Genomic DNA, 23,500 nt, shown 5'->3' on the forward strand with positions numbered 1-23,500 from the left:
TACAAAACTCTAACAAAAGTTTAAAGCTGTCTACCTTTCCTAAAATTCCCAGCTTCGACCGGAAAATCAGCAAAAAAAAGCCTGAACATTTGACCGTCCAGACTTGGTGATATGCGTTTTGCTCAAGAGAGGATTTAAATTGTGGCTAGAGTTGCAGCGTTTGAGGCTTGGCAACCTAGCCAGGAAATGAGGCGATCGCTTCGACCGCGTTTCCCTTAATCAATCGCTTTCTTCACTTCTTCTTTGGCATCTTCAACCGTGTGGCGAACTTTGGCTTCACCCTGTTTCGCTTGTCCGGCTGCTTGATCTTTAGGATCTCCGGTGATGTTGCCAATGCCTTCTTGAATCTTACCTTCTACGTTTTTTGCGGTTGCTTTTAATCTATCGTCAGCACTCATTTTTATTATCTCCAAGTTTGTAAATCTGATATGAGAAAAGAATACCAATGTGAAGGCACCTTTTTCCTCTGCCAATCGAGAGATCGTTGATCCCCGCCTTTGAATGGAGACGATTGAGACGGGGATCAATCTTATTCAGCTTTTTTCAGCAAGTATAAATAATTCTACGATGGGCAAATTTTTTAGAGAGTGTTTGAAAAGGGCGAATGGCAATGCGAACCGCCTCCTTAATTCTGCAATGTTAGGGGGTTGAGCAGGAATAAAGTTGAGGAACTTGTTAAGCTCAAGTTCTCGACTCCTCCAAATGGGTTTGATTGTGGGTCAATTTCTACTTTGAGTGTTTCTGTTTCTTGCAATATCTCAGCAATAGTCTCAGCGAGGGGTTGATCTCCAATCCAAACTTCAGCCCCAGCATTTTTCCGCTCGGGTAGGCTTGCAATCTGCACAACTTGTTTTATTGCTTTACTCCGAGTTCCACCCTAGTTATTTAACTATCGTGCCTAATTGTGCCTCCTTAATAAACGGCAAGAGAGCGATCGTCCTGATCCCCCTCGTCGCACCATAATCAGTTCTGCCACAATGCTGACAGCGATTTCTTCGGGGGTGAGTGCGCCAATGTCTAAGCCGATCGGAGCATAAAGGGTTTTGAGTTTTGCTGCTTCAATGCCCGTTTGTTCGATCGCTTGATACACTTGCCGTACCCGCTTTTCACTGCCAATCATGCCCAGGTAGCAGCAGGGGATTTGTTTTTGTAGCAAAACAGTGAGGGCTTCCAAGTCAAACCGATAGCCGCGTGTGACCAGTGCCACGTAAAGCTGAGACTGTGGCTGTAAGCGATCGAGGATTTGGGCGATCGGCTCTCGGAAAATTTGATTTGCCTGCGGATAGCGGTCTGGGTTTGCCCAGTCGGGGCGATCGTCCTGCACCCAGATTTGAAAACCTGTCAGGTGAGCGACTTTTGCGAGCTGTTCGCCGACATGACCTGCGCCGATAATGAGGAGAGTGGGTGGAGGGTGGAGAGTTTCAGTATAGGTAGGTGGAGGAGTGAGAGGATGGGGCGACGGGGGAATGAGAGGGGGAGCGGAGGTAAGGTAAGGGGATTGGTGAGGAAACAGGGGGGTGGTGAGGGTAAGGGAGTGACCAGATTGGAGGAGATCGACGATTTGTTGGGCGAGGGTGAGGGATTCGCTGCCTTGCCATCGTTGGAGCCAGATTTGCATTTTGCCGCCGCAGATGCCTTCTTGCAGTTGATTGGGAGAGCCTGTGAGGTCGATTTGAACGAGTTGAGGTTCTCCGGTTTCCAGGACGGTTTTGGCTTGCTGGATGACTTTGCCCTCGCCTGCGCCGCCGCCGATCGTGAAAAAGATGCGATCGAGGGTAAGGATCATTTTTGCGCCTGCTTCTCGCGGTACAGAGCCTTTGACATGGATAACGGTTGCTAGCACTGCCGGGGTGTGGGGGAGAAGCTGCGTGAGTTGACGAAAGCATTCCAGGGACATGGTTTGCCCCTATTCAGCGCTGAGGACTGGAAGCCGTTCTGATGCCAGGATGGAGTTGGCTTTGACTTGCTCGATCGCCCATAGCGTTGCTTCAGGGGTCGCCGGAGCCGCCAGAAGGACTGCATCTGTATTGCCAAATGCCGCTACTGCTGCCCGAATCGCCTCTCGGACGGACATTGCCAGCATGAACGGGGGTTCACCCACGGCCTTGCTGCCGTAAATCACGCCTTCCTGAGCAGCCCGTTGGAGCAAATGCACCTGGAAATGTTCGGGAATCTCGCTGATCGTGGGAATTTTGTAGGTGCTGGGGGCAAAGGTTCGCAGTCGTCCCTCAGTGTCCCAGACGAGTTCTTCCATGGTGAGCCAGCCCATGCCCTGCACAAAGCCGCCTTCGATCTGACCGAGATCGATCAGGGGATTGAGCGATTCGCCCACGTCATGCACAATATCGACCTGCCGCAGCTTAAACGTCCCGGTGAAACCGTCTACTTCTACTTCGCTAACGGCTGCTCCATAGGCATAGTAATAAAAGGGTCTGCCGTGTCCTTTTACTGCGTCCCAGAAAATATTGGGTGTGCGGTAATAGCCTGTGGCAGAGAGGCTGATGCGATCGTTATAGGCACGCTGCACAACTTCATCAAAGCCCACGCGCAAACTGGGATAGCCGCGACAGAAGATCCAGTCTTCGGCAAATTCCAGATCCTCCGGCGCGTCGAGGTTCAGCAGCGGAGCAGCGACAATCGCCAGTCGAGATTTCAGGGTTTCGCAGGCATCTTTCACCGCTTGCCCGTTCAGGTCAGAGCCGCTAGAAGCCGCCGTTGCTGAGGTATTGGGGACTTTATCAGTGCTGGTGGGCATGACGCGGAAGCGATCGATCCGCACCCCCAAAGATTTTGCTGCTACCTGGAGCATTTTCGTGTGGAGTCCCTGCCCCATTTCTGTACCACCGTGGTTGAGCTGAATGCTGCCATCGGTGTAGATCAGCAGCAGTGCGCCTGCCTGGTTGTATTGGGTTTTGTTAAACGAGATGCCAAACTTGACGGGTGTGATTGCCAGTCCACGTTTCAGGTCGGGGTTCGCTTGATTGAAAGCGTTGATCGCTGCCTGTCGTTCTGCATAGTTCGATCGCGCTTTGGCTTCGTTCCAAACGCGCAGAATTCGGTTATCGACAATTTCCTGACCGTAGTGAGTCGTATTGCGATCGCCGTCCGCATCGTCTTCGCGGTAAAAATTGCGTTCGCGCACTTGATCGGGGGATAGGTTCAGCTTGCGGGCGATGCGATCGATGATTTCCTCGATCACGATCATGCCTTGCGGTCCCCCAAAGCCGCGAAATGCGGTATTCGAGACTTTGTGGGTTTTGGCAATTCGTCCCCGCACTTCCACATGGGGTAAATAGTAGGCGTTATCAACGTGTAGCATTGCCCTTAGCAGCACAGGCGGCGATAGATCCAGGCTCCAGCCTCCGTCTGCGTAGAGATCTAGATCCAGCGCGGTGATCTGACCTTCTGGGGTAAAGCCAACGCAGTATTGCCCTAAAAAGCCGTGCCGTTTTCCGGTCAACATCATGTCCTGGTGTCGCCGCAGCCGCACCCGCACCGGACGACCTGTTTTTCGGGCTGCCACTGCTGCGATCGCCGCAAATGGATTTGCCTGAGTTTCTTTACCCCCAAAGCCGCCGCCCATTCGCAGACAGGTAACAGTGACTTGATTGCTGGCAATTCCCAGGACTCGCGCCACAATAATCTGCGTTTCCGAGGGATGCTGCGTTGAGGAATAGACGTGATAGTGCCCTTCGCCGTCCGGGATCACCCAACTCGCCTGGGTTTCCAGGTAAAAATGATCCTGCCCGTTCATCTCAATTTCGCCTTCCAGCACGATGTCCGCTTGCTGAAGGGCGGTTTCAGGCTCTCCTCGGCGGATAACCTGCGGCGCATTGTGAAAGCTATTGGCGTTGATTGCCTCCTGAATTGTGCAGATCGGCTGGAGCAGCTCGTATTCCACCACCACCCTGGCGGCTCCCAGACGGGCAGCTTCTTCACTTTCCCCGGCCACCCAGACGATCGCCTGTCCCCAATAGCTCACGTCCGCCACGGGCAGCAAAACCTCATCCTGCACGATCGCTCCGGTATCGTTTGCCCCCGGTACGTCTTCTGCCGTCAGCACCGTCACCACTCCCTCGATGTCGTAAGCCCCACTCACGTCGATTCGAGTAATCTGTGCCCGTGCATGGGGAGACAGCACCGGAGAGAGCGATAGCATGCCAATCAGCGATCGCTGATCGTCGGTATAGACTGCCTTACCGCTCACATGGGAGACTGCGCTTTCGTGGCTTTTGCGTTGTCCGGTGGGCATTTGCTGACCTTCCTGATGATGTTGTGCCGATTACCCTGAAGCGAGAACTGCTTTGCATTCCACTAAGCGCCAAGGGCAACAGCTTGACGCTCCATTTCCACAAAAAACTTCTCAAACAAATTAGCAATGAGCAGCTTGCGATAGTCCGCACTGGCTCGCAGATCGGTCAGTGGCGTAAAGGCTTCGCGCAAATCGGGCTTGACCTGCTGCACCGTTTCCCTTGTCCAGGACTGACCGATCAATCGCTGCTCCACTTCGATCGCCCGCACCGGAGTTGCTGCCACTCCCCCATAAGCCAGCCGAGCCTGAAGAATTCGATCTTCAGCATCCAGATCGATCGTGAACGATGCTGCCACAATGCTGATATCGTCTGTGCCTCGCTTGCCGATTTTATAGGACTGGCTGAGGCGACGGGCTGCACCGGGCGTAGGCTGACGGGGAATTTGGATGGATCGAATTATCTCTCCGGGCTGTAGCTCAGTTTGGCGATAGCCTTTAAAGAATTGCGCGAGGGGAAGCGATCGATCTCCCGCTATCCCTGTAATTTGCACTTGTGTATCTAGAGCCAGCAGCACCGGGGGCAAATCGCCGATCGGGGAAGCCGTACCCAGGTTGCCGCCGATCGTTGCCCGATTGCGAACCTGACGCGCTGCAAACCAGTGCAGCATTTCGTCCAGACTGGGAAAGATGCCGCGCAGCTGAGTTTCCACCTGGCTCAACGGCACGGCTGCCCCAATTTCAACAAAATCCGGCGTTTCCCCAATCTGCTTAAGTTCGCTGACCGCCTCCAGGGAAATCAGGATGGGGAAAGATTGCCGATGGTGACTCATTTCTAGCCCCAGATCGGTTGCGCCTGCCACCAGAACCGCCTGCGGGTTATGCTGCAACAGATCGATCGCCTCCTGAAGCCGGGTGGGACGAAAGAACTGCTGCTCATGATCGGTGTAGCGCACTGGCTCCAGATTGGTGGTAGCCGCTACCAGCGTTTGGGAAAAGCGATCGACCGGGGTTGCCTTTGCGACTTGCTGCGCCGCCCGACGAATTGGCAGGTAGCCCGTACAGCGACAGAGATTGCCCTCTAACGCACCATCATCGAGCGTGCCATCGTAATAAGCCGCAAACAGACTCATGATAAATCCCGGCGTACAGTAGCCGCACTGCGACCCGCCCGTTTCCACCATTGCCTGCTGCACCGGATGCAGTGCCCCGTTTGCGATCCCCTCTACGGTAATAATTTGCCGCCCTGCTAGCGATCCGATCGGAATCAGACAGCTATTGACTGCTTGATAATGAGGCTGGTTGTCTGCCCCTTCTGCCACGATCGCCACTGTGCAGGCTCCGCAGTCTCCATCCCCGCACCCTTCTTTTGTGCCGACCCATCCGTTAATCCGCAGATATTCCAGGAGCGTCGTCGTAGGCGAAATGCCCTTTAGTCGAACGCGATCACCGTTAATCGTGAGCGACAAACTGGTTTCGAGCTGTTCTTGCTGTGTCACCGTTTCCCCTCCCAGCTGTCTGCAAACCTGGGTGCGATCGACTCCTGCATTTTGTTTGTCATCCCGCCCCGTACTCTCAACACTACTATCTGGACTGTAGCGGTTTCGCTCGTCTGTTGCCCAGCAGGTTAGAAAATCTTGAAATCTTGGGAGTGAAATCGAAACAGAACGGAAACTTATCGCCCAAACTCGATCGACACTCCGACGAAGTTCCCCTCACCCTTCCCATCACTCATCACTGCATAGTGTGTACGATCAAACAGACAGAACGGCTGTAACTGCTAATACAATCTACAGACGCAGATTCAAGACACAAAACGGGCAGCGAGCGGGGGAACGATGCAGCAGCTAAAGATTGTCATTATCGGGGCGGGAATTGGGGGGTTAACCGCAGGCGTTGCCCTCAGTCGAGCCGGATTTGAGGTCGAAATCTACGATCGCGTCCGAGAACTGCGTCCGGCGGGGGCAGCGATTTCGGTCTGGTCAAACGGGGTGAAGGTGCTGAATTCCCTCGGCTTGGGTCAGCCCATGGCGCAAATCGGCGGCTTGATGGAGCGCATGGAGTACCGCACTCAAAACGGCGATCTGCTCAATGCGATCGATCTCGCTCCCCTGGTGCAAACGGTCGGACAGCGACCCTATCCGGTAGCTCGAACCGATTTGCAAACAATGCTGCTGAATGCCTTTCCGGGAGAAGTGAAGCTAAACGCTCGCTGCGTTGGTGTAGAAGAAACCGAGACAGGTGTGACGGCAGTGTTTGAGGATGGACATCGCGCCACAGGCGATCTGGTGATTGCGGCAGACGGGGTGCGATCGGTTCTCCGTGAATTTGTGCTGGGGCATTCGGTTGAGCCAATCTACGGCGGCTATGTCAACTGGAACGGCTTGGTTCCCATCAGTGCCGATCTGGCTCCGTCAGACACCTGGGCAATTTATGTGGGCGACTTTAAGCGGGCTTCGATGATGCCTGTGGCAGGAAATCGCTTTTATTTCTTTTTTGATGTGCCCATGCCCAAAGAAAAAACCTCGGAACTGGGCGAGATTCGCTCGGACTTATCGCAGTTTTTCCTGGGCTGGGCAGATCCGGTACAGCGGCTGATCGAGCGACTAAATCCTGAAACCACCAATCGCGTCTTGATTCACGATGTGGGACCGATCGATCGCATGGTGCGCGGTCGGGTTGCGCTGCTGGGAGACTCTGCCCACGCTACCTGTCCGGATCTGGGTCAGGGCGGCTGTCAGGCAATGGAAGATGCTTATGTGCTCACACAGTTCCTCCTCACAACAAACCTCAGCGTTCAAGATGCTCTGCACCGCTATGAAGCCGATCGCCATCCCCGCACCTGCGCGATCGTCCAAAAAGCTCGTAAACGTGCCGAGCAAATTCACGGTAAAGACCCGGACATTACGCGTCAATGGTATCGGCAGCTTGCTACCGAAAAACCGACCGACGTGACCGATGCGATCGCCAACACGATCCTGGGCGGACCGTTGAGATAGTTGCTGAACCCTATGCCTTTCTCCATCGCTGAACTGAACGCCTTTTCTCAGGAAGAATTCGTCGCCGCCCTGGGCACAGTTTTTGAAGAAACTCCCTCGATCGCCGCTCGAACCTGGCACAGCCGCCCTTTTGCCGATCGCGCAGATCTCTTCCAAAAGCTGATCGCCACAATGCAGCAAATGACCCCAGCAGAAAAACTCGCCCTGATCCGCGCTCACCCCGATCTAGGCAGCAAAGTCAAAATGGCAGCCGACTCCGTCCAGGAGCAATCCGGCGCAGGACTCGATCGCCTCTCCCCAGAAGCATTCGATCGCTTTCAAACGCTCAACCACGCCTACAAAACCAAATTCGGCTTCCCCTTCATCATCGCCGTCCGCAACCATAGCAGAGCGAGCATTTTAGCGGAATTCGATCGCCGCCTGCAAAACTCGATCGCTGCCGAAACGCAGCAAGCCCTCACAGAAATCACCCAGATTGTTCAATTTCGTTTGGGTGATCGAGTGGTTGATTCTACGTCATAAAGAATGGTTGAGCAGGGTCATAAAGGATGTTTGAGCAGTCGCCAATCTCCTCCATCGCCCCATTTCCCTATCCATCCACCCGTACCCCGCCCAAAAAATTCAAGCCAAATTCCGTAAGATAGAAATCTCCCGTTGAAGTACCTTTTTTAACCGCTATCCTCACCTCTTCATTTCCAGGAGCGATCGTTATGCGAGTGGGTTTACAGGCAGCCTTGAGCGATGCCCATCTCAACCTGGCGCAGGCAAACCACCAAAGACAGCTTGCCGTTTCCCTGTCTGCCCTGCCCGAATCGATCGGCAGAACTGCTCCGCTTAACCTTTGCCTGATCCTGGATCACAGCGGTTCAATGAACGGGCGACCCCTCGAAACCGTCAAGCAAGCGACGCATCGCATTGTGGATAGCCTGTCTCCGGGTGATCGGCTTTCGGTCATTGTGTTTGATCACAAAGCCAAAGTGCTAATTCCGAATCAGGTGATCGATCATCCTGCTGATATCAAAGTTGAGATTAACCGCATCAAAGCCAGCGGCGGCACGGCGATCGACGAAGGAATGCGGCTCGGCATCGAAGAACTTGCAAAAGGCAAAAAAGACGCAATTTCCCAGGCATTTTTGTTGACCGACGGGGAAAACGAGCACGGTGATAACGATCGCTGCCTGAAACTGGCAAACCTGGCTGCAAGCTACAACCTGACCCTGAATACCCTTGGCTTTGGCGATCGCTGGAATCAAGACGTGCTGGAGCAAATTGCCGATGCAGCAGGCGGAACGCTCTCTTACATTCAGCAGCCCGAAGCCGCCGTTAGCGAGTTTAGCCGTTTGTTTACCCGAATGCAGTCTATCGGGTTGACCAATGCCCATTTGCTGCTAACCCTCAAGCCCCAGGTGCGATTGGCAGAACTCAAACCGATCGCCCAGGTCATTCCCGACACGATCGAGTTGCCCGTGACCCCGCAGGGTGCAGAGTATGTTGTTCGATTAGGCGATTTAATGATTGACGTGCCGCGTGTGGTTCTTGCCAACCTCTACATCGGTACGCTGCCCGAAGGCACAGAGACAATCGCCGAGGTTCAGGTGCGCTACGACGATCCACTGATTGGGGCAGAAGGGCTGCAGTCTGAACGAATTCCGATCCAGGCAATGACCCAGCAAAACTATCAACCCGCGCTCAATGATCAGGTGCAGCAGCACATTCTGGCACTGGCAAAATATCGCCAGACCCAAATCGCTGAAAGCAAGCTCCAGCAGGGCGATCGAGCTGGAGCCGCAACTCTGCTTCAGTCCGCTGCAAAAACCGCGCTGCAAATGGGCGATCAGGGCGCAGCCACTGTTCTGCAAGAAACCGCAACCCGCCTTCAGTCTGGGGAGGAATTGACCGAGGCCGACCGCAAGAAGACGCGCATTGTCTCCAAAACAATTCTTTCCTGATTGAAATTATTTCCTGATCGATCCGTTCTGGCCTACGCGCCAATCAGGTCAAAGAAGGCATCGTCGATTTCATAGCCCACCATCTGCGTCAGAAACTTTACTTTGGTGCGGTTAAAGCTGCCCTGCTGCTGGAGCCAGTCGATCAGCACAAAAACCTTTCCCATCACAAAGATTTCCAGAGCCTCCGGGTTAAACTGAATTCCCTCAGTGGGGCTGAACTGATGCGGAACCAGCATCGCCGTGTAGCGTCCCAGTTCGCCTGCTTCCCAGTCCAGTAGATAGGGTAGCCAGGGATAGCGAGCATCCAGCCGGATAAACCAGAGGCGCACTTCTGGGACCTCAGACAGCTCTCGCGGATCTTCTGGCTCACGCGGAAAGTCAATCTCAAAGCAAATCTGCTGCCCCTGAGTGCCGATCGACCCGTCTGTAATCCATTTTTCAATCACCGTCTGAGCGGGCGAGAGATCCAGCCGATTTAGGTGATTTGCATCCAGCTTAATGGTTGTACTCATATCTTTGCCTGCGAATTGTCTTTGCCTGCGAATTGAGTGAATCTTTGCGGGCACTGCCAGATAAACGCCAAGTTTTTGGGTGTAGCTTGTTGGGCGCGATCGTTGATACCTAGAGCATTATAGGGCGACAAATTGGAGAATATTAGGAGCGCGTGGCTCAAAGTTGCTCAAAAATAACTTGCGATCGGTTGTCTCAGTTCGCTACGATGATATGCTGGCAATCTTTTAATCGGAATAGAGCGTACCGCAAGCGTACAGGAAAGGCTATGGCAAAGCGTATTCAGTTGGTCTTGAATCAAGACGTAAGCAAATTAGGTCGGGCAGGCGATGTGGTAGAGGTCGCTCCCGGCTATGCCCGGAACTATCTGCTGCCACAGGGGTTTGCAGTCCGCACGACTCCCGGCATTCTCAAGCAGGTCGAGCGTCGCAGAGAAGCTGAGCGGCAAAGATTGCTCGAGCTCAGGCAAGAAGCAGAAACCCAAAAGGCAACCCTGGAAAAATCCAGCCGTTTGTCGATCTCAAAGCAGGTGGGCGAAGGCGATGCAATTTTCGGTACGGTGACGGCACAGGAAGTTGTCGATCTGCTGCAAAGCAATCTGGGTCTGGAAATCGATCGCCGCAGCATCAGTGTTCCCGACATCTCAACGCTGGGTTCCTACAAGATCGACATCAAGCTGCACCCCGAAGTCACAGCAACGATCGACATTCAGGTGGTTCCCCTGCGGTAGGGCGATTCCAAAGTTTCGCCATGACTGGTGCAGACGGGGGGCTAAAGCCCCTTGTTTTGTGCTGTTTGATATTCTGCTGTTTAACACGGAGTAAACAGACATTTGATGAATTTGCGGATCGATCGCATTCAGGCGAGCCGAGTAAGGATAGAATACTGAGTACCAAGCTGACTTAGTACGAAAGTACTGATTTTCCCTGTCCTGCTAAGCGTTCTTTCCATGTCGGGTCTGATGCACGAACTTAACTTTCAAGGCTATAGCGATCGAGTTCCGCCCCAAAACATTGATGCCGAAGAAGCCATTCTGGGCGGAATTTTGCTTGACCCGGAAGCGATCGGGCGAGTGCTAGAAATCCTGCGTCCCGAAGCGTTCTACATCAGTGCCCATCAGGAAATCTATCGGGCGGCAACCACGCTCCAGGCCCAGGGCAAACCCACCGACCTGATGAGCGTCACCACCTGGCTCTATGACCACGGACTGCTGGAAAAAATTGGCGGACAGACTCGCTTAGCCGAACTGGTCGATCGCACGGTCAGCGCGGTCAATATCGATCAGTACGCCCAGCTTGTGATGGATAAGTATCTGCGCCGCAAGCTGATTTATGTGGGAACCGAAGTGGCTCAGTTGGGCTACGACATTGCTTCTCCGATCGAAAAGATCCTCGATCAGGCAGAGCAAAAAGTGTTTAACATCACCCAGGTTCGCCCCACTCAGGCACTTATCGCCACATCAGACATCCTCACCTCCACTTTCTCTGACATTGAAAGCCGATCGCTCGGTCTGGTACTGCCCGGAATTTCCTGCGGCTTCTACGATCTAGATGCCATGACCCAAGGTTTTCAGCGATCGGATCTGATCATCGCAGCGGGTCGTCCTTCGATGGGCAAAACCAGCTTTGTTCTCAATATTGCCCGCAACATTGCCGCCTTTCACAAGCTGCCGATCGCCGTTTTCAGCCTGGAAATGTCCAAAGAGCAGCTTGTTTATCGTCTGCTGTCTAGCGAGGCACAGGTCGAGAGCGGCAGATTGCGATCGGGTCGCATTGCCCAAACTGAATGGGAGCCTTTGGGACACGCTATCAGCACCCTGTCTCAACTGCCAATTTTCATTGACGACACGCCGAATATCTCCGTGACTGAGATGCGATCGAAAGCCCGCCGCTTGCAAGCCGAACAGGGTGGAGCAATGGGTTTAATTTTGATCGACTATTTGCAGCTGATGGAAGGCTCTGGCGATAACCGGGTGCAGGAACTTTCTAAGATGACGCGATCGCTAAAAAGCCTGGCGCGTGAATTGCAGGTTCCCATTATTGCCCTGTCGCAGCTCAGCCGTGGGGTTGAATCACGAACGAACAAACGCCCAATGATGTCGGATCTCAGAGAAAGTGGTTCGATCGAGCAGGACGCCGACCTCGTGATGATGCTGTACCGCGAAGAGTATTACAACCCGGATACGCCCGATCGCGGCATTGCCGAAGTCATCCTCACCAAACACCGAAATGGTCCCGTGGGCACTGTAAAGCTGCTGTTTGAGCCTCAGTTTACTCGCTTTAGAAATCTGGCGGCTCCAACGCGATCGTAGCAATCAATCGACTAATCCTACTCAACGAAGCCGATTAAACGAAGCCCTTTAAAGAGAAAAGACGCTCGATCGAACGCCTCTCTTTTTTCTCAATGGTTTTGAGTTGATCAGGATTTCTGGAAATTTTATCGTGAGGGCAATTAGCCGATCTTCAGCAGTTCCACATCAAAAATCAGCGTTGCATTGGGCGGAATCACACCCCCTGCACCTCTTGCGCCATAGCCCAGATCCGGTGGAATAATCAAACGACGCTGACCGCCCACCTTCATCGTGCTAATGCCTTCATCCCAGCCTTTGATCACTTGCCCTGCACCTAGCCGGAACGAGAAAGGACGGTTGCGATCGCGGGAGCTATCAAACTTCGTGCCGTTTTCCAGTGTGCCCGTGTAGTGGACGTACACCGTCTGCCCTGCTTCAGGAGTCGCGCCGCTGCCCTCGACTTCATCAATATATTTCAAGCCAGAAGGCGTCGTGACAACGTTTTGATTTTCATTCGCCAGATTTTCGTCAGCCATAGCAATTATCGTATCAGGGGCAGTTACAGAAGGGGCGGTTGAAACTTGAGCGATCGTCGGAGCGTTCACTGGGCTGGATGCGGGCACGGCAATTGCCTCTGCACCTCGGTTTGTCAATTGAGCTGCAACAATGATCACCAGACACGCCAGCATCACGCCGAAGCTAATCAAAATTTCTCGCAAAGCAGTCCTCCTGTTTTTCTCAGGTTTTTTCAACGGAATGACCAAAAATAATCAATCAGGCACATTCCTCAGCCTCATCCCTCAGTTTACTGCTTGATGCCCTGGCAAACCCGCTCAAAATCGCAAATTTCTATCGCCAAAGCCGATTTTCGAGATCGCGCACCTGTCGTTCCAGGCGATCGAGCCGTCCGCGCAGTTCATCCATTTCATTTTGGCGCGGCACACCCAGATCCTGGAGCATATTGCGGAGCTGTCGCTGCATCTGGGCTTCCCAGTTCGTCTGTTCAGACTTGATCTGCTGCATAATTTCATTTGCCAGATGGGCTGCCTGCTCCGGGTCAATTCGACCGTCCTTGACAAGCTGGTCGCTCACCTCCCGCAGTTTGTCGGCAACCTGGGACGTAGTATTGATTCCCATCGCAATCAATTCTCTCAGAAGATTATTGTCCATGCTGATTCCTTGGTGTCTGCCTGAAGAGGCTAGCTAGAAGACAGTAAGCTGCCCATCGTGAAATCTGGCTGATGGCTCTCAGAAGCGCAACAAGCAAACCGTCTGCTTGCAGGAAGCCATGAGAGCATTTTTGCCCGTAGCTTTATTCTGGCAAATTTGCCACCCGGTCGAACATTGACGCTACCGTATTCCCCGAACTCTCAAACTGTAGAATGACGAAAAGATCCAGAGACGTATGCAGGATGAAAAAGGCATGGTAATTGAATGGCTGAAGTTTCGCGTCATGCCGGAGCTTCGAGAAAAGTTTGTGCAAAAAGATGATGAAATCTGGACGGCAATCCTCTCGCAGTACCCAGGTTTTTTACGCAAGGAAGTCTGGATCAGCCCTGACCAGCTTGATGAAGTGATTGCCGTCATTCACTGGGAGAGCATGGAAGCCTGGAAGAGCGTTCCTGCGGATGTCCTTGAGCAGACCGACACTCGCTTTGCAGAAGCAATGGGAGCAGGCAATCAGGAAATTGTGGGAGCGGCTCGGTATCAGGTGCGAAAGCGGTATCCTTGAAAGCGGTTTTTGGAGTTGCAGAAGATAGCTGCATTGCCTCCTAAATTCCCCAGCTTTTGACCTGCCGCTCTAAAAGGCTTTTCATCTACCGCTCTCAAAGAGCGAGGGGAGACTTTGAAAACCCAACGGCGATCGCTTCTCGCCTGGGCAATTGGGCTGAGGATAGGCGAAGATGAACTAAAGCTGAGTTTGCCCTTTTGGACTGTTTCAGAATTTCGCCCTGCCTTTGCTTTGTTTCGATATAAGTTTCGATTAAACTTTTCGCCGCTTTGCCTCTGATGCCAACTTGCCCTCGTTGTAATCAGCCTGTTGATCCCCAGGCGATCGCCTGTCCCTTTTGCCGAACCACGCTAAAAGCGCATGGACATCCGGGAATTACCTTGCATCAGGCAATTGGGTCTGAGTATCTTTGCGATAGCTGCACCTATCACGCCGACGACACCTGCAACTATCCTCAGCGTCCCTACGCCAGGGAATGTACCCTTTACCATGACGATCGCCAGCCGTTTCAGCCCGTTCGATCGGCTCGTCCCGCGTCTTTTTCGCTCTGGTTTCAGCGGTATCTGCCCCAGATTATGATTTTGGGACTATTGGGCGTGAGCTTTTTGATTGTGCTGTATCAGCAGCAGCAGCGTTAGGGGTTGGTTGAGGAGCTGCAGTGCTCCCTAAATCCTTCCTGTAAGAGGTTTATTCATCACATCCGCTTAGTCTGTAGCTTCGTTCACGGGGAAGCGATCGATCAACTGAATGGCGCGACGCGCATTTTGCTTCAGCTCATCGGCGATATACGGCACGTGAGGAACCTGCGAAAGGAAGTCTACGGTTCGCCGCAAAATTCGCACCACGTCGCCTTCGTCCAGGGTAGTGTGGCTACAAAGCTCCTGCCATTCGATGCCGAGTGCCCACTGTTCGATTAGCCCGATCCAGTCAGACTCCAGCCAGGCGGGGAAGGCGATCTGGTAGCGACGCTGAAGCTTCAGCAGTTCTCGCCGCACGCTCCAGACTTCGCTGAGTGCCTCTCCGATTTCGCCGGAAGGCTCGTAGCGAGTCCAGTTATCGGGACGGGACACTTCGGTGACGAGGGCAGCGCAGACGGCAGCAAGGTGATGGGGTTCCAGCCTGTCCAGTTCGCCCGATGCGAGTGCTAGCCCCAGCCATAGCTCATTGTCTCCCCGGATCGCGGCGGCAACCTGTCCGAGCGGCGTTGGCTTGTTGTTTGCCAGGCAGCCGAAGTGTCCCAGAACTTCCATCAAATTCAGGAATTCCTGCCAGTAGCGTTGAGAATATTGAGCAAACTTGCTTTTCCGACTTTCAAGCTCTTCTTCCAGCTTCCAGATGCGCTTTTGCCGCTTGATCAGATAGCCCGGATCGCCCAGCTTCCGCAACGGATGATTTTGCATCTGCTCCTCGATCGCTGTCACCCGTGCCTGCTGTTCTTCCACTTCTGGAGCGGCATCCTGTTCTAAGTCAACCACGGGGATTTGACGGACGATCGCCAGCGTATTTTCGTCGCTCCGCTTGATCGAACCGACTTTCGGCGGCAAATCTTCGGGCGGGGTAAGGCGATCAACCTGCGACAGACGCGGATACTCGGCATGGAGTCCGATGACATCGGAAACAGCGACAACATACCAGCGATTATCCTGCCCTAAGCAAACTAGATAGGGGAACTGTCCCGATCCCGGCACTTTCATGACCAGCGTGGCAGGCAAAGGCACAGACATTTGCTTAGTTTTCAGCGTCAGCAGCGTTCCCGATACGGCAAAAGCAACCGCCATTGCCACCTGATCCGCCTGCATTTCCATTGCCTGATGCTGCAAAGTTTTCAGGAGCCGCCGCTCTTCCCGTAACCGATCGCTCAGCTTTTCGTACTGCGCCACCAGGTCAGCATTAAGTTCTTTAATTTGTGATCGCTGAAGCTCAATTTCGGCAATCAGATCATTAATGCCCTGCTGCTGGGGCTTTAGATGCAGCGTTGCTAAATAGTGACCAAAACTGCGCTCGACCAGATTCTGCGCTTCTTCGATCGAGTGGGTTTGCAGCAGGTTCAGCACCATGCCGTAGCTGGGCGTAAACTGGCTCACCAGCGGATCAGCTTTTGATGTTGCCAGATACGCCGCCTCGGTCGCGCCTTCGTAGGGAGTTTGTACCGTAACCACATGACCCAGAAGATCCATGCCGCGTCGCCCTGCCCGTCCTGCCATTTGCAGAAACTCGGAGGCATTCAAGAGGCGATGCCCGCGATCGGTTCGTTTAGAAAGGCTGGAAATCACCGTGGTTCGGGCAGGCATATTGATTCCGGCTGCCAGCGTTTCTGTTGCAAACACGACTTTGATTAAGCCCTGCTGAAACAGCTCTTCAATCAGTCCTTTCCAGGCAGGCAAAACGCCCGCATGGTGCGAAGCAATGCCGCGATAAAGGGATTCGATGTGTCCTACCCGTCCGGCTTCTGGATTTCGCTCTAAAAATGCGTCGATCTGCTCTTTCAGTGTTGCCGCTTCTCGGTCATTGACCAGCGTGAGATGGCTAAGGTTTTCCACCGCTCGATCGCAGCCTCGCCGACTAAAGATGAAATAAATCGCAGGCAGCATATCGCGTTGCTGAAGCTGACCCAACACAAATTCGATGTAGGGAGCCTCCTGCCGTCCGCGAGGTTTGCCCCCCTTAGGCTTCAGTCGTGGGTTAATTGCCTTCTGGCTATCGTTTAGCAGCGGAAATAGCCCCTTCGGATTGCAGAAATGAAACTGAAGCGGAACCGGGCGAAAGTCCGAATAAATCAGCTTGGTGGGACCATGCACCCGATCGATCCAGTCGGTCAACTGATCACTGTTGGCGATCGTGGCAGACAAAGCAACCAACTGAATTCCAGGTGGCGCGTAGATAATTGACTCTTCCCACACCGTCCCGCGCTGGCGATCGTTCATGTAGTGGCATTCGTCCAGCACCACCGCTTCCACATCAATGACCGAAGTTCCTACCTGACCAATCGGCGTACCGTAGAGCATATTGCGGAAGATCTCGGTCGTCATCACGATAATCGGTGCGTCCCGATTCAGCGATAAGTCTCCTGTCAACAAACCGACGCGATCGGCTCCAAACTCATCCCGGAAGTCACGCAATTTCTGGTTAGAAAGGGCTTTGAGCGGGGTGGTGTAGAAAACCCGCTTGCCCTTTGCCAGTGCTCGATGGATGGCATACTCCCCGATCAGGGTCTTTCCCGATCCGGTTGGGGCACAAACGACCACAGACTCTCCCGCATTCAGCGCGGCGATCGCCTCTTCTTGAAAGTCATCGAGTTTGAACGGAAACAGGCTACGCAGATCGGGAGTTGTGGAAATATTCACAAAAACTGGCTCAACAATAACTGACGCGATCGATCGAACAGCTTAACCACTGCTCTTCCTCATCATAATTCTTATTTGTTTGTCAAGAGCTTGCAGTTCCGCTTTGGCAGCTGAGAAGGGGCTTGAGAGGCGATACCTGCGATCCGGTAATCTTTAAGGAAACCTTGCAGCAATCCCCTCAAAAATCCCTGGACGATCGGCGTTTTGCTCTCGGTTCTGCCAGCAGTCGTGCCGCTACAATGCCGCCAATAAAGCCAAACAGGTGCATCTGCCACGAGATTCCGGGCATTCCCGGTAACACGCCCCAGATTAAACCGCCATACATCAGCCCAACGACGATCGAAAACAAAATCGAGCCAATTCGCCGCTCAAAATAGCCCCGCGACAGCAGAAACCCCAAATAGCCAAAAATCACGCCACTTGCGCCAATATGCAGCGTAAAAGGTGGAGCGACCAGCCAAGTTGCCAGCCCACCGATCAGCATGACGATCGCGCTGACTACAAAAAAATCGTTTGTGCGGCGCAGCATCACCAACCAGCCCAGCACCAGAAACGGAGCCGTATTCGCGATGAGATGGGGAAAGTTGCCGTGCAGAAAAGGCGCGAACACAATGCCCCGCAGCCCAACGATCGATCGCGGCAAAATCCCAAACTGATTTAGCAAGCCACTCAGCCCCGTATCAATGATCTCTAAGCCCCACATCAGTGCAATAAAAGCAGCCAGAATGCTCACTTGCGCTTTGACTTCGTTGACGAGCCCTCGAACTTCTGACTTGCTCATAGCTGAATCTGAGATGGATTGAAATGGGCTGAATCGATCGTGAAACTAGTTCCATTCTAGTCAGAGCAAAATCAAATCAGCCCAACTTTTAGCCCAACCTTTACCCCAAACTAATCAGCCCGTATTTCGCATTCCAGCGGCGATGCCATTGATCGTGAGCAGTGCGCCGCGCAGCAGTTCGCCCCGACTGTAGCGCGATCGAATCACGCCCGAAGAACTAGACTTGTGCTGACGCAGCCGTTTCAGCAGCGATACCTGCAAAAAGCCCAGCGGCACGATCGTACTGTTTCGCAGCTGCACCGATCGCTGCAAATCGGGATCACCATCAAGCAGCCGTTTATGTCCGGTGATGATCAGCACTAGATCGCGGGTAAGGTGATACTCACTGGCAATCTGCTCAAACACGCGCTCAAATCGCTCTAAATCCTCCGGGGGCGAGAGTTCCTGGACGTATTGATGGGCGATCGTCAAATCAACTTTGGAGAGGGTCATTTCGCACTTGGAAATCACCATCTTAAAGAAGGGCCACTTGTAATAGAAGTAGCGCAACAGCTTCAGGTTTTCTTCGGGTTCTTCTTCCAGGAAGCTTTGAATTGCCGTTCCCACCCCGTACCAGGAGGGCAGCAGGAATCGGGTTTGCGTCCAGCTAAACACCCAGGGAATTGCTCGCAGCGTCGTCAGGTCTTTTTGCCCACCACTCCGACGCGCCGGACGAGAGCTGATTTGAAGCTGGCTGATTTCTTCGATCGGCGTCACGGACAGGAAGAAGTCGAGAAAGTCAGGCTGTTCATAAATCAGCTTGCGGTAGTGGATGCGCGATCGATCCGCCAACTCTTCCACAACTTCGCGCCACGGCTCAATGTCATCAAAGCCGCTCTTGAGCAGACTGGCTTGCAGCACGGCAGTGGTCACGGTTTCCAGGTTGTAGAGTGCTAGTTCCGGCAGATTGTATTTTGATGCCAGCACTTCGCCCTGTTCAGTAATCTTGATGCGTCCGTCAATGCTGCGTCCGGGCTGTGCCAGAATTGCGTCATAAGCGGGACCACCACCCCGACCTACAGAACCGCCGCGACCGTGGAAGATTCGTAGGGCAACGCCATACTGTTCAGCAATCATTTGAAGTGCCTGCTGCGCCTTGTGAATTTCCCAATTGCTGCTGAGGAAACCCGAATCTTTGTTACTGTCGGAATAGCCTAGCATCACTTCCTGAAGCGGCTTCACCGGATTAGACGATTCCGCCTCGCGTCCGGCATAGTCACCTGACAAAGAAGCCCGGTAAAACGGCAGCTCAAACAAACGCTGCATCACTGCCGGGGCACGCTGAAGATCCTCGACCGTTTCGAACAGCGGTACAACATGAAGCGTTCCGGTTCCCGTTGCAGGATCGTAGAGCCCGGCTTCTTTTGCCAGCAGCAGCACTTCCAGTAAATCGCTGACGTGATGGCTCATGCTGATGATGTAGGTCTGGCAAATATCAGTGCCAAACTCCTGCTGAAGTCGCCGCACCATCCGCAGCGTTTCGATCGTCTCCTTGGTCTTCTCCGAAAAAGGCAGCTCGCTCGGAATTAGCGGACGGCGGGTTTGCAGCTCAGTTGCAAGAAAAATAATCCGCTGGTCTTCGGGCAAATCACTATAGCCAGTTGGCAGGATTTGTAAGTAGTCAATAATTTCAGTGAGCGTATCCGAGTGGCGATTGCTTTCCTGCCGGATGTCGAGATGGGCCAGGAAAAAGCCGTAGATTTCCACCTGACAAATCAGATGATCCATCTCGCGGCAGTCTAGCCGGGTTTCCTTCAGGTTGCGCTGGATGAGCTGGAGTTCTGCCAGAAAGTCTGTGCCCGATCGATAAAAAGTGGTTGGCGTTTCCTCGATCGCTTTTGCCTGGAGATAATCGCTGTTATAAAGCTGCTGACTGCGCTCCAGCGTGTTTTCCAGCCGCTTTTGAATGTATGCCAGCTTCAGTCGATAGGGTTCCTGGCGAAACTTAATTGCGTGCTGCTCATACACTTCTGGCAACTGAACCTGATCCTGCTCTAGCGATTCCAGCAGTTCAGGCAGCACATCACTCCAGTGCAGCGACATACTCAGCAAGTTGATCAGGTTTTTGACGGAGTTGATGTACTTCGAGAGCACCAGGTTTCGCTGATAGCAAGCCGTTTTCCAGGTAATCTCTGGTGTGACAGACGGGTTGCCATCGCGATCGGAACCGACCCAGGAGCCAAACTTGCAGAAGTTGTACTTCGGCGGACGCAGATCGGGAAACGTGGCTTTGAGCGATCGATTGAAGCGTTGATAAAGCTGCGGAATCGCATCAAACAGCACTTCCTGGAAGTAGTGCAGCGCGTAGTCTACCTCGTCCAGCACCGTCGGCTTGAACTGGTGCAGCTCATCCGTCCGCCACCAGAGCCGAATTTCGTCCGTGAGTCGATCGCGCAAATCCTCGGTTTCCCAGGAAGAAGACAACCCAACCACCTTCAGATTTTCCTCAGCGCGATCGAGCTGCCGCAAAATGTTGGCAATGCGTCGCTGCTTGTCACGGATCGTGTGGCGCACAATTTCCGTGGGGTGTGCGGTGAAGACCAATCGCACATCAAGGTTGTCAATAATTTGCTGAATCAAGCGGGGCGGCACGTTGAGGGCACGCAGGCGGGGCAGCAGTCCTTGCAGGGTAACGGCTTCGCGACGTTCTGAAGAATCATGGAGCGTTCTTTCCAGCAGGTCAGCGTGGAGGTTGCTGCCGTTTGACTCTGCATCTTCGAGCGTTGAAGGAGTTGCGTTAAACACCAGGGATCTGCCCCCAGCTTGCTCGTAGGCAGCTCGATATTGCTGCTGCTGTCCGCGCTGCTCATAGTGCTGCTCAACGATATTAATCAGCTGAAAATAGAGCGCAAACGCACGGGCAGCCCGAATTGCTTCGTTTAAATCCAGGGCTTCGATAACCTTTAGCGCAGAGGATTCGATCGCTTCTTGAACGCCTTCTTTTTTCGCGTAAATCAATCGCAGCTGATGCAGCAAATCGACCAACTGCTGACCACATTCCTGCTGTAAAACTGCTTCCCACAGATCCTCCACGATCCGCAGTCGATGACGCAAAAATAAATCAGAGGCACTATCAACCGTCATATCGTCAAATTCTGCCTCGGTCAGAGTGTTAGAAGGAAAAGCGTCGTCTGAAGGATGCAGGGTGGAGCTCATAATCTATCCGCGCAAGATCATTTGATAATTCTAGGGGTTTTATTCCTGCAAATCCAGATTTTTCGCAGGTTGGCGGGGTAAGACGCAGTTCAAGTTAAGAAGTTCTAACTTTCTTAAGTTTTCTGCTCGATCGCTTAACGCTCAATCAATTCTTCGAAGGAACAATTTTATGTTGAAGCTTCACAACGCTGTGCTGTACCTAATTTTCTCCAAGCAAAAACTGCTTCGCATCGCTCTTTTTCCTCCCGATTTTGGCTACTCTATACACGACTCTGTACACAACACGACTTGTACACAGACGCTAAAAGAGCTTTTTTTTAGTCGATAAAAAGCCACAATGACCGCTTATTCAAGCATCGGCTCTGGAATCGTGCTGGCTTACGCTTACACCGATCCACTCTTTGAGGCAGTGCCCGATCGAGCGATTTGGGGCAGAACGATCGATCGCATCTATCAGGATTTGGGGGGCGCAAAACAGGCTTCCGCTGAAAGCAATCGACCGCAGCTTCAGCAGCTTGTGCGCGATTGTCAAACTGAAACGGTCGCTTGTGTGCTGGTGCGTCATCTGGAAGAACTGGGCGACAGTGTAGAAGAGGTGGGCGAGCGCCTACGGGAATTTGAGCAGCTTGACATTCCTCTGATTGCGATCGCAGAACCCATTGGATCAGTCGATCAGCCCCTACGTCGATCGGATGTGCTGCATCTGCTGCAAACGGTTCAGCAAAGCCATGCTAGCCGCAAGCTGAAGCGGGGTCATGCCCAAAATCGCATCAAAACCCTGCCGCCTCCCGGCAAAGCTCCCTACGGCTATCGGCGTGGCAAAGACCGCTACACGATCGATCGCAGTACGGCTCCCGTGGTGAAAGATTTCTTTGAGCACTTTTTGCTTTATGGCTCTTTGCGAAGCAGCGTGCGCTATCTGCAAAAGAAATACGGCAAAAAAATTTCGGCTTCCACGGCAAAACGCTGGCTAACCAGCCCGGTGTATCGCGGCGATCTGCGCTACCACAACGGAGAAACGGTGCAGGATACCCACGCGCCCATTTTGTCACGAGACGAAGCGGCTCAGGTCGATCGCCTGCTGCGGCGCAATCGGCGAATGCCTGCTCGCTCTGCCAGTGCCCCGCGATCGCTGTCGGGACTCGTCACCTGTGCCAACTGCGGATCGGCGATGAAAATCAGCCGTGTCAAAGCAACTCGCGCTCACCCGGAATATCTGTATTTGCGTCCGGTGAACTGTGAACATCAGCCCAAATGCCGCGCCATTCCTTATCAGAAAGTGTTGGAACACACGATCGATCGCGTTTGTCAGGATCTCCCTCAGGCAGTAAACACCGCACCCCTTCCCGATATTGACGGTATTCAGCAAGGCATCTCAGGTCAGATCAGTGCCAAACAAGCCATCCTCGAACAGTTGCCGTCTCTGGTGCAGCAAGATATTTTGGACTCAGAAACTGCTGACCTTCGCGCCTACAAACTGCGAACCGAAATGGCAAATCTTCAGGTAAAGCTGGCACAATTGCCTCCAGTGAACCTGAAGACGATCGCTCAAGTGGTTTCAATCCCCCAATTCTGGCTGGATCTATCCGAAGCCGAACGCCGATTTTATTTCCGGGAGTTTATTCGCGAGATTCAGATTATTCGTGAAGAGAACAATTGGCAGATTAAGCTGGTATTTATTTTTTAGAATTCCCCTGCTGGATCTCACCCGACTATACGGATTCGCTAAAGCTGTTCACGGCAAACCATCTTCAATTCGTTTCAGTGCATCTTCTGCTGCCTGTGTATTTGCGGCCTCTTTACTGCCTCCCCTGCCTTCACCAAAAACTTGCTCTCCGATATACACCCGCGCTCTATACAGGGGTTCATGATCGGTTCCTCCAATTCTTTTCGGAACATATTGAGGCAGCGTTCCAAATTTGAGCTGGGCTAATTCCTGAAGGCGGCTCTTAGGATGTTTATCTGCTCGACTTGAAAGCACTCTAAACGGCACTCCGTCAAACAGATTATGAATATGAGGACGTAGCATTCTGAGCTGTTTTTGGCGATCGAGATAGTAGGCTCCCACAACAGCTTCAAAAGTGCTGCTCAGTAATCTTGCCTTTTGCCGACCTGTTTCGCTTTCGCCTTCGCCTAATCGCATTCTGTCAGCTAGACCGATCGTGATGGCAAACTGGGCGAGCTGTGCTTCATCCACCAGGGCAGCCCGATAGCGAGTCAGTTCACCCTCTTTCAAGTTTGAAAAACGCTCATACAGATACTCGCCACTCAAAAAGTTGAGAACGGCATCGCCCAGAAACTCCAGCCGCTCATTGTCCTGCTCGCCGGGATGTTCGTTGGCATAGGAGTCATGGGTCAGGGCTTGCTGCAAAAGCGTTTCGTCACGGAATCTCAGCAGTGGGTGCATGGATGATTCAAATCTTCAAATAATGACTGCGCCTTCAACAGCAT

19 protein-coding genes are annotated in these 23,500 nt (G+C 53.0%); 8 read left to right on the forward strand and 11 right to left on the reverse strand.

Annotated elements, in window-relative coordinates:
• Positions 1-215 precede the first annotated feature (215 nt).
• The 4 genes from NDA02_RS06110 to xdhA all read right to left on the reverse strand — a co-directional run bounded on the left by NDA02_RS06110 (position 216) and on the right by xdhA (position 5,748).
• Complete coding sequence (locus NDA02_RS06110) at positions 216-398, reverse strand: CsbD family protein (protein ID WP_190791415.1); 183 nt, start codon at positions 396-398, stop codon at positions 216-218.
• Between the two features lie 500 nt (positions 399-898).
• A complete protein-coding gene (locus tag NDA02_RS06115; RefSeq protein ID WP_348254626.1) occupies positions 899-1,897 on the reverse strand; it encodes an XdhC family protein in 999 nt (332 codons plus the stop codon).
• A gap of 9 nt (positions 1,898-1,906) precedes the next feature.
• Positions 1,907-4,252: a xanthine dehydrogenase molybdopterin binding subunit gene (gene xdhB, locus NDA02_RS06120; RefSeq protein WP_190791412.1), complete on the reverse strand. Its 2,346-nt coding sequence runs from the start codon at positions 4,250-4,252 to the stop codon at positions 1,907-1,909.
• 62 nt (positions 4,253-4,314) lie between these two features.
• Complete coding sequence (gene xdhA / locus NDA02_RS06125; RefSeq protein ID WP_348249596.1) at positions 4,315-5,748, reverse strand: xanthine dehydrogenase small subunit; 1,434 nt, start codon at positions 5,746-5,748, stop codon at positions 4,315-4,317.
• Positions 5,749-6,087: 339 nt separating this feature from the next.
• Here xdhA and hpxO point away from each other — a divergent pair, with 339 nt between their 5' ends.
• From hpxO to NDA02_RS06140, 3 genes are all read left to right on the forward strand, one after another.
• Positions 6,088-7,248, forward strand: a complete 1,161-nt coding sequence (gene hpxO, locus NDA02_RS06130) for an FAD-dependent urate hydroxylase HpxO (RefSeq protein ID WP_190791411.1) — start codon at positions 6,088-6,090, stop codon at positions 7,246-7,248.
• A 12-nt stretch (positions 7,249-7,260) separates the two neighbouring features.
• Positions 7,261-7,770 carry a 2-oxo-4-hydroxy-4-carboxy-5-ureidoimidazoline decarboxylase gene (uraD, locus tag NDA02_RS06135; protein WP_190791410.1) on the forward strand — a complete coding sequence of 170 codons (510 nt, stop codon included), beginning with the start codon at positions 7,261-7,263 and terminating at the stop codon, positions 7,768-7,770.
• 188 nt (positions 7,771-7,958) lie between these two features.
• Entirely contained in the window at positions 7,959-9,197 is a 1,239-nt protein-coding gene (locus NDA02_RS06140; RefSeq protein WP_190792754.1) for a VWA domain-containing protein, read from the forward strand.
• Positions 9,198-9,229: 32 nt separating this feature from the next.
• On the opposite strand, the gene NDA02_RS06145 is transcribed toward NDA02_RS06140, so the two are convergent.
• Positions 9,230-9,709, reverse strand: coding sequence for a CRR6 family NdhI maturation factor (locus NDA02_RS06145; RefSeq protein ID WP_190792755.1), 480 nt, complete (start codon positions 9,707-9,709; stop codon positions 9,230-9,232).
• Between the two features lie 266 nt (positions 9,710-9,975).
• Here NDA02_RS06145 and rplI point away from each other — a divergent pair, with 266 nt between their 5' ends.
• Both rplI and dnaB read left to right on the forward strand, forming a co-directional pair.
• Positions 9,976-10,437, forward strand: coding sequence for a 50S ribosomal protein L9 (rplI, locus tag NDA02_RS06150; protein ID WP_190792756.1), 462 nt, complete (start codon positions 9,976-9,978; stop codon positions 10,435-10,437).
• A gap of 228 nt (positions 10,438-10,665) precedes the next feature.
• Positions 10,666-12,018: a replicative DNA helicase gene (gene dnaB / locus NDA02_RS06155; RefSeq protein WP_190792779.1), complete on the forward strand. Its 1,353-nt coding sequence runs from the start codon at positions 10,666-10,668 to the stop codon at positions 12,016-12,018.
• 140 nt (positions 12,019-12,158) lie between these two features.
• Here dnaB and NDA02_RS06160 read toward each other — a convergent pair whose 3' ends face one another.
• Both NDA02_RS06160 and NDA02_RS06165 read right to left on the reverse strand, forming a co-directional pair.
• Positions 12,159-12,716, reverse strand: coding sequence for an FKBP-type peptidyl-prolyl cis-trans isomerase (locus NDA02_RS06160; protein ID WP_190792757.1), 558 nt, complete (start codon positions 12,714-12,716; stop codon positions 12,159-12,161).
• A gap of 130 nt (positions 12,717-12,846) precedes the next feature.
• Entirely contained in the window at positions 12,847-13,167 is a 321-nt protein-coding gene (locus NDA02_RS06165; RefSeq protein ID WP_190792758.1) for a phasin family protein, read from the reverse strand.
• Positions 13,168-13,420: 253 nt separating this feature from the next.
• Here NDA02_RS06165 and NDA02_RS06170 point away from each other — a divergent pair, with 253 nt between their 5' ends.
• A complete protein-coding gene (locus NDA02_RS06170) occupies positions 13,421-13,729 on the forward strand; it encodes a TIGR03792 family protein (RefSeq protein WP_190792780.1) in 309 nt (102 codons plus the stop codon).
• A gap of 278 nt (positions 13,730-14,007) precedes the next feature.
• Positions 14,008-14,367, forward strand: a complete 360-nt coding sequence (locus NDA02_RS06175; protein WP_190792759.1) for a zinc ribbon domain-containing protein — start codon at positions 14,008-14,010, stop codon at positions 14,365-14,367.
• A gap of 66 nt (positions 14,368-14,433) precedes the next feature.
• Here the strand turns inward: NDA02_RS06175 and NDA02_RS06180 are convergent, their stop codons facing one another.
• From NDA02_RS06180 to ppc, 3 genes are all read right to left on the reverse strand, one after another.
• Entirely contained in the window at positions 14,434-17,073 is a 2,640-nt protein-coding gene (locus tag NDA02_RS06180) for a DEAD/DEAH box helicase (RefSeq protein ID WP_190792760.1), read from the reverse strand.
• Positions 17,074-17,251: 178 nt separating this feature from the next.
• Positions 17,252-17,854: a rhomboid family intramembrane serine protease gene (locus NDA02_RS06185; protein WP_190792761.1), complete on the reverse strand. Its 603-nt coding sequence runs from the start codon at positions 17,852-17,854 to the stop codon at positions 17,252-17,254.
• Between the two features lie 114 nt (positions 17,855-17,968).
• Positions 17,969-21,049: a phosphoenolpyruvate carboxylase gene (gene ppc, locus NDA02_RS06190; RefSeq protein ID WP_190792762.1), complete on the reverse strand. Its 3,081-nt coding sequence runs from the start codon at positions 21,047-21,049 to the stop codon at positions 17,969-17,971.
• A 337-nt stretch (positions 21,050-21,386) separates the two neighbouring features.
• On the opposite strand from ppc, the gene NDA02_RS06195 reads away from it, so the two are divergent.
• A complete protein-coding gene (locus NDA02_RS06195) occupies positions 21,387-22,736 on the forward strand; it encodes a recombinase family protein (RefSeq protein WP_348254628.1) in 1,350 nt (449 codons plus the stop codon).
• Positions 22,737-22,784: 48 nt separating this feature from the next.
• Here NDA02_RS06195 and rnc read toward each other — a convergent pair whose 3' ends face one another.
• Positions 22,785-23,456, reverse strand: a complete 672-nt coding sequence (rnc, locus tag NDA02_RS06200) for a ribonuclease III (protein WP_348249603.1) — start codon at positions 23,454-23,456, stop codon at positions 22,785-22,787.
• Between the last annotated feature and the right edge of the window lie 44 nt (positions 23,457-23,500).

The organism is Leptolyngbya sp. ST-U4, assembly GCF_039962215.1.
Taxonomy (GTDB): Bacteria; Cyanobacteriota; Cyanobacteriia; order Elainellales; family Elainellaceae; genus Leptolyngbya_A.

Excerpts from the sequence above, each read along its gene's own strand:
- NDA02_RS06170 (WP_190792780.1), top strand. The coding sequence starts at position 13,421 with ATGGTAATTGAATGGCTGAAGTTTCGCGTCATGCCGGAGCTTCGAGAA.
- NDA02_RS06115 (WP_348254626.1), bottom strand. The coding sequence starts at position 1,897 with ATGTCCCTGGAATGCTTTCGTCAACTCACGCAGCTTCTCCCCCACACC.
- NDA02_RS06165 (WP_190792758.1), bottom strand. The coding sequence starts at position 13,167 with ATGGACAATAATCTTCTGAGAGAATTGATTGCGATGGGAATCAATACT.
- NDA02_RS06110 (WP_190791415.1), bottom strand. The coding sequence starts at position 398 with ATGAGTGCTGACGATAGATTAAAAGCAACCGCAAAAAACGTAGAAGGT.
- rplI (WP_190792756.1), top strand. The coding sequence starts at position 9,976 with ATGGCAAAGCGTATTCAGTTGGTCTTGAATCAAGACGTAAGCAAATTA.
- NDA02_RS06195 (WP_348254628.1), top strand. The coding sequence starts at position 21,387 with ATGACCGCTTATTCAAGCATCGGCTCTGGAATCGTGCTGGCTTACGCT.
- ppc (WP_190792762.1), bottom strand. The coding sequence starts at position 21,049 with ATGAGCTCCACCCTGCATCCTTCAGACGACGCTTTTCCTTCTAACACT.
- NDA02_RS06185 (WP_190792761.1), bottom strand. The coding sequence starts at position 17,854 with ATGAGCAAGTCAGAAGTTCGAGGGCTCGTCAACGAAGTCAAAGCGCAA.
- NDA02_RS06140 (WP_190792754.1), top strand. The coding sequence starts at position 7,959 with ATGCGAGTGGGTTTACAGGCAGCCTTGAGCGATGCCCATCTCAACCTG.
- NDA02_RS06145 (WP_190792755.1), bottom strand. The coding sequence starts at position 9,709 with ATGAGTACAACCATTAAGCTGGATGCAAATCACCTAAATCGGCTGGAT.
- uraD (WP_190791410.1), top strand. The coding sequence starts at position 7,261 with ATGCCTTTCTCCATCGCTGAACTGAACGCCTTTTCTCAGGAAGAATTC.
- NDA02_RS06175 (WP_190792759.1), top strand. The coding sequence starts at position 14,008 with ATGCCAACTTGCCCTCGTTGTAATCAGCCTGTTGATCCCCAGGCGATC.
- hpxO (WP_190791411.1), top strand. The coding sequence starts at position 6,088 with ATGCAGCAGCTAAAGATTGTCATTATCGGGGCGGGAATTGGGGGGTTA.
- rnc (WP_348249603.1), bottom strand. The coding sequence starts at position 23,456 with ATGCACCCACTGCTGAGATTCCGTGACGAAACGCTTTTGCAGCAAGCC.
- xdhB (WP_190791412.1), bottom strand. The coding sequence starts at position 4,252 with ATGCCCACCGGACAACGCAAAAGCCACGAAAGCGCAGTCTCCCATGTG.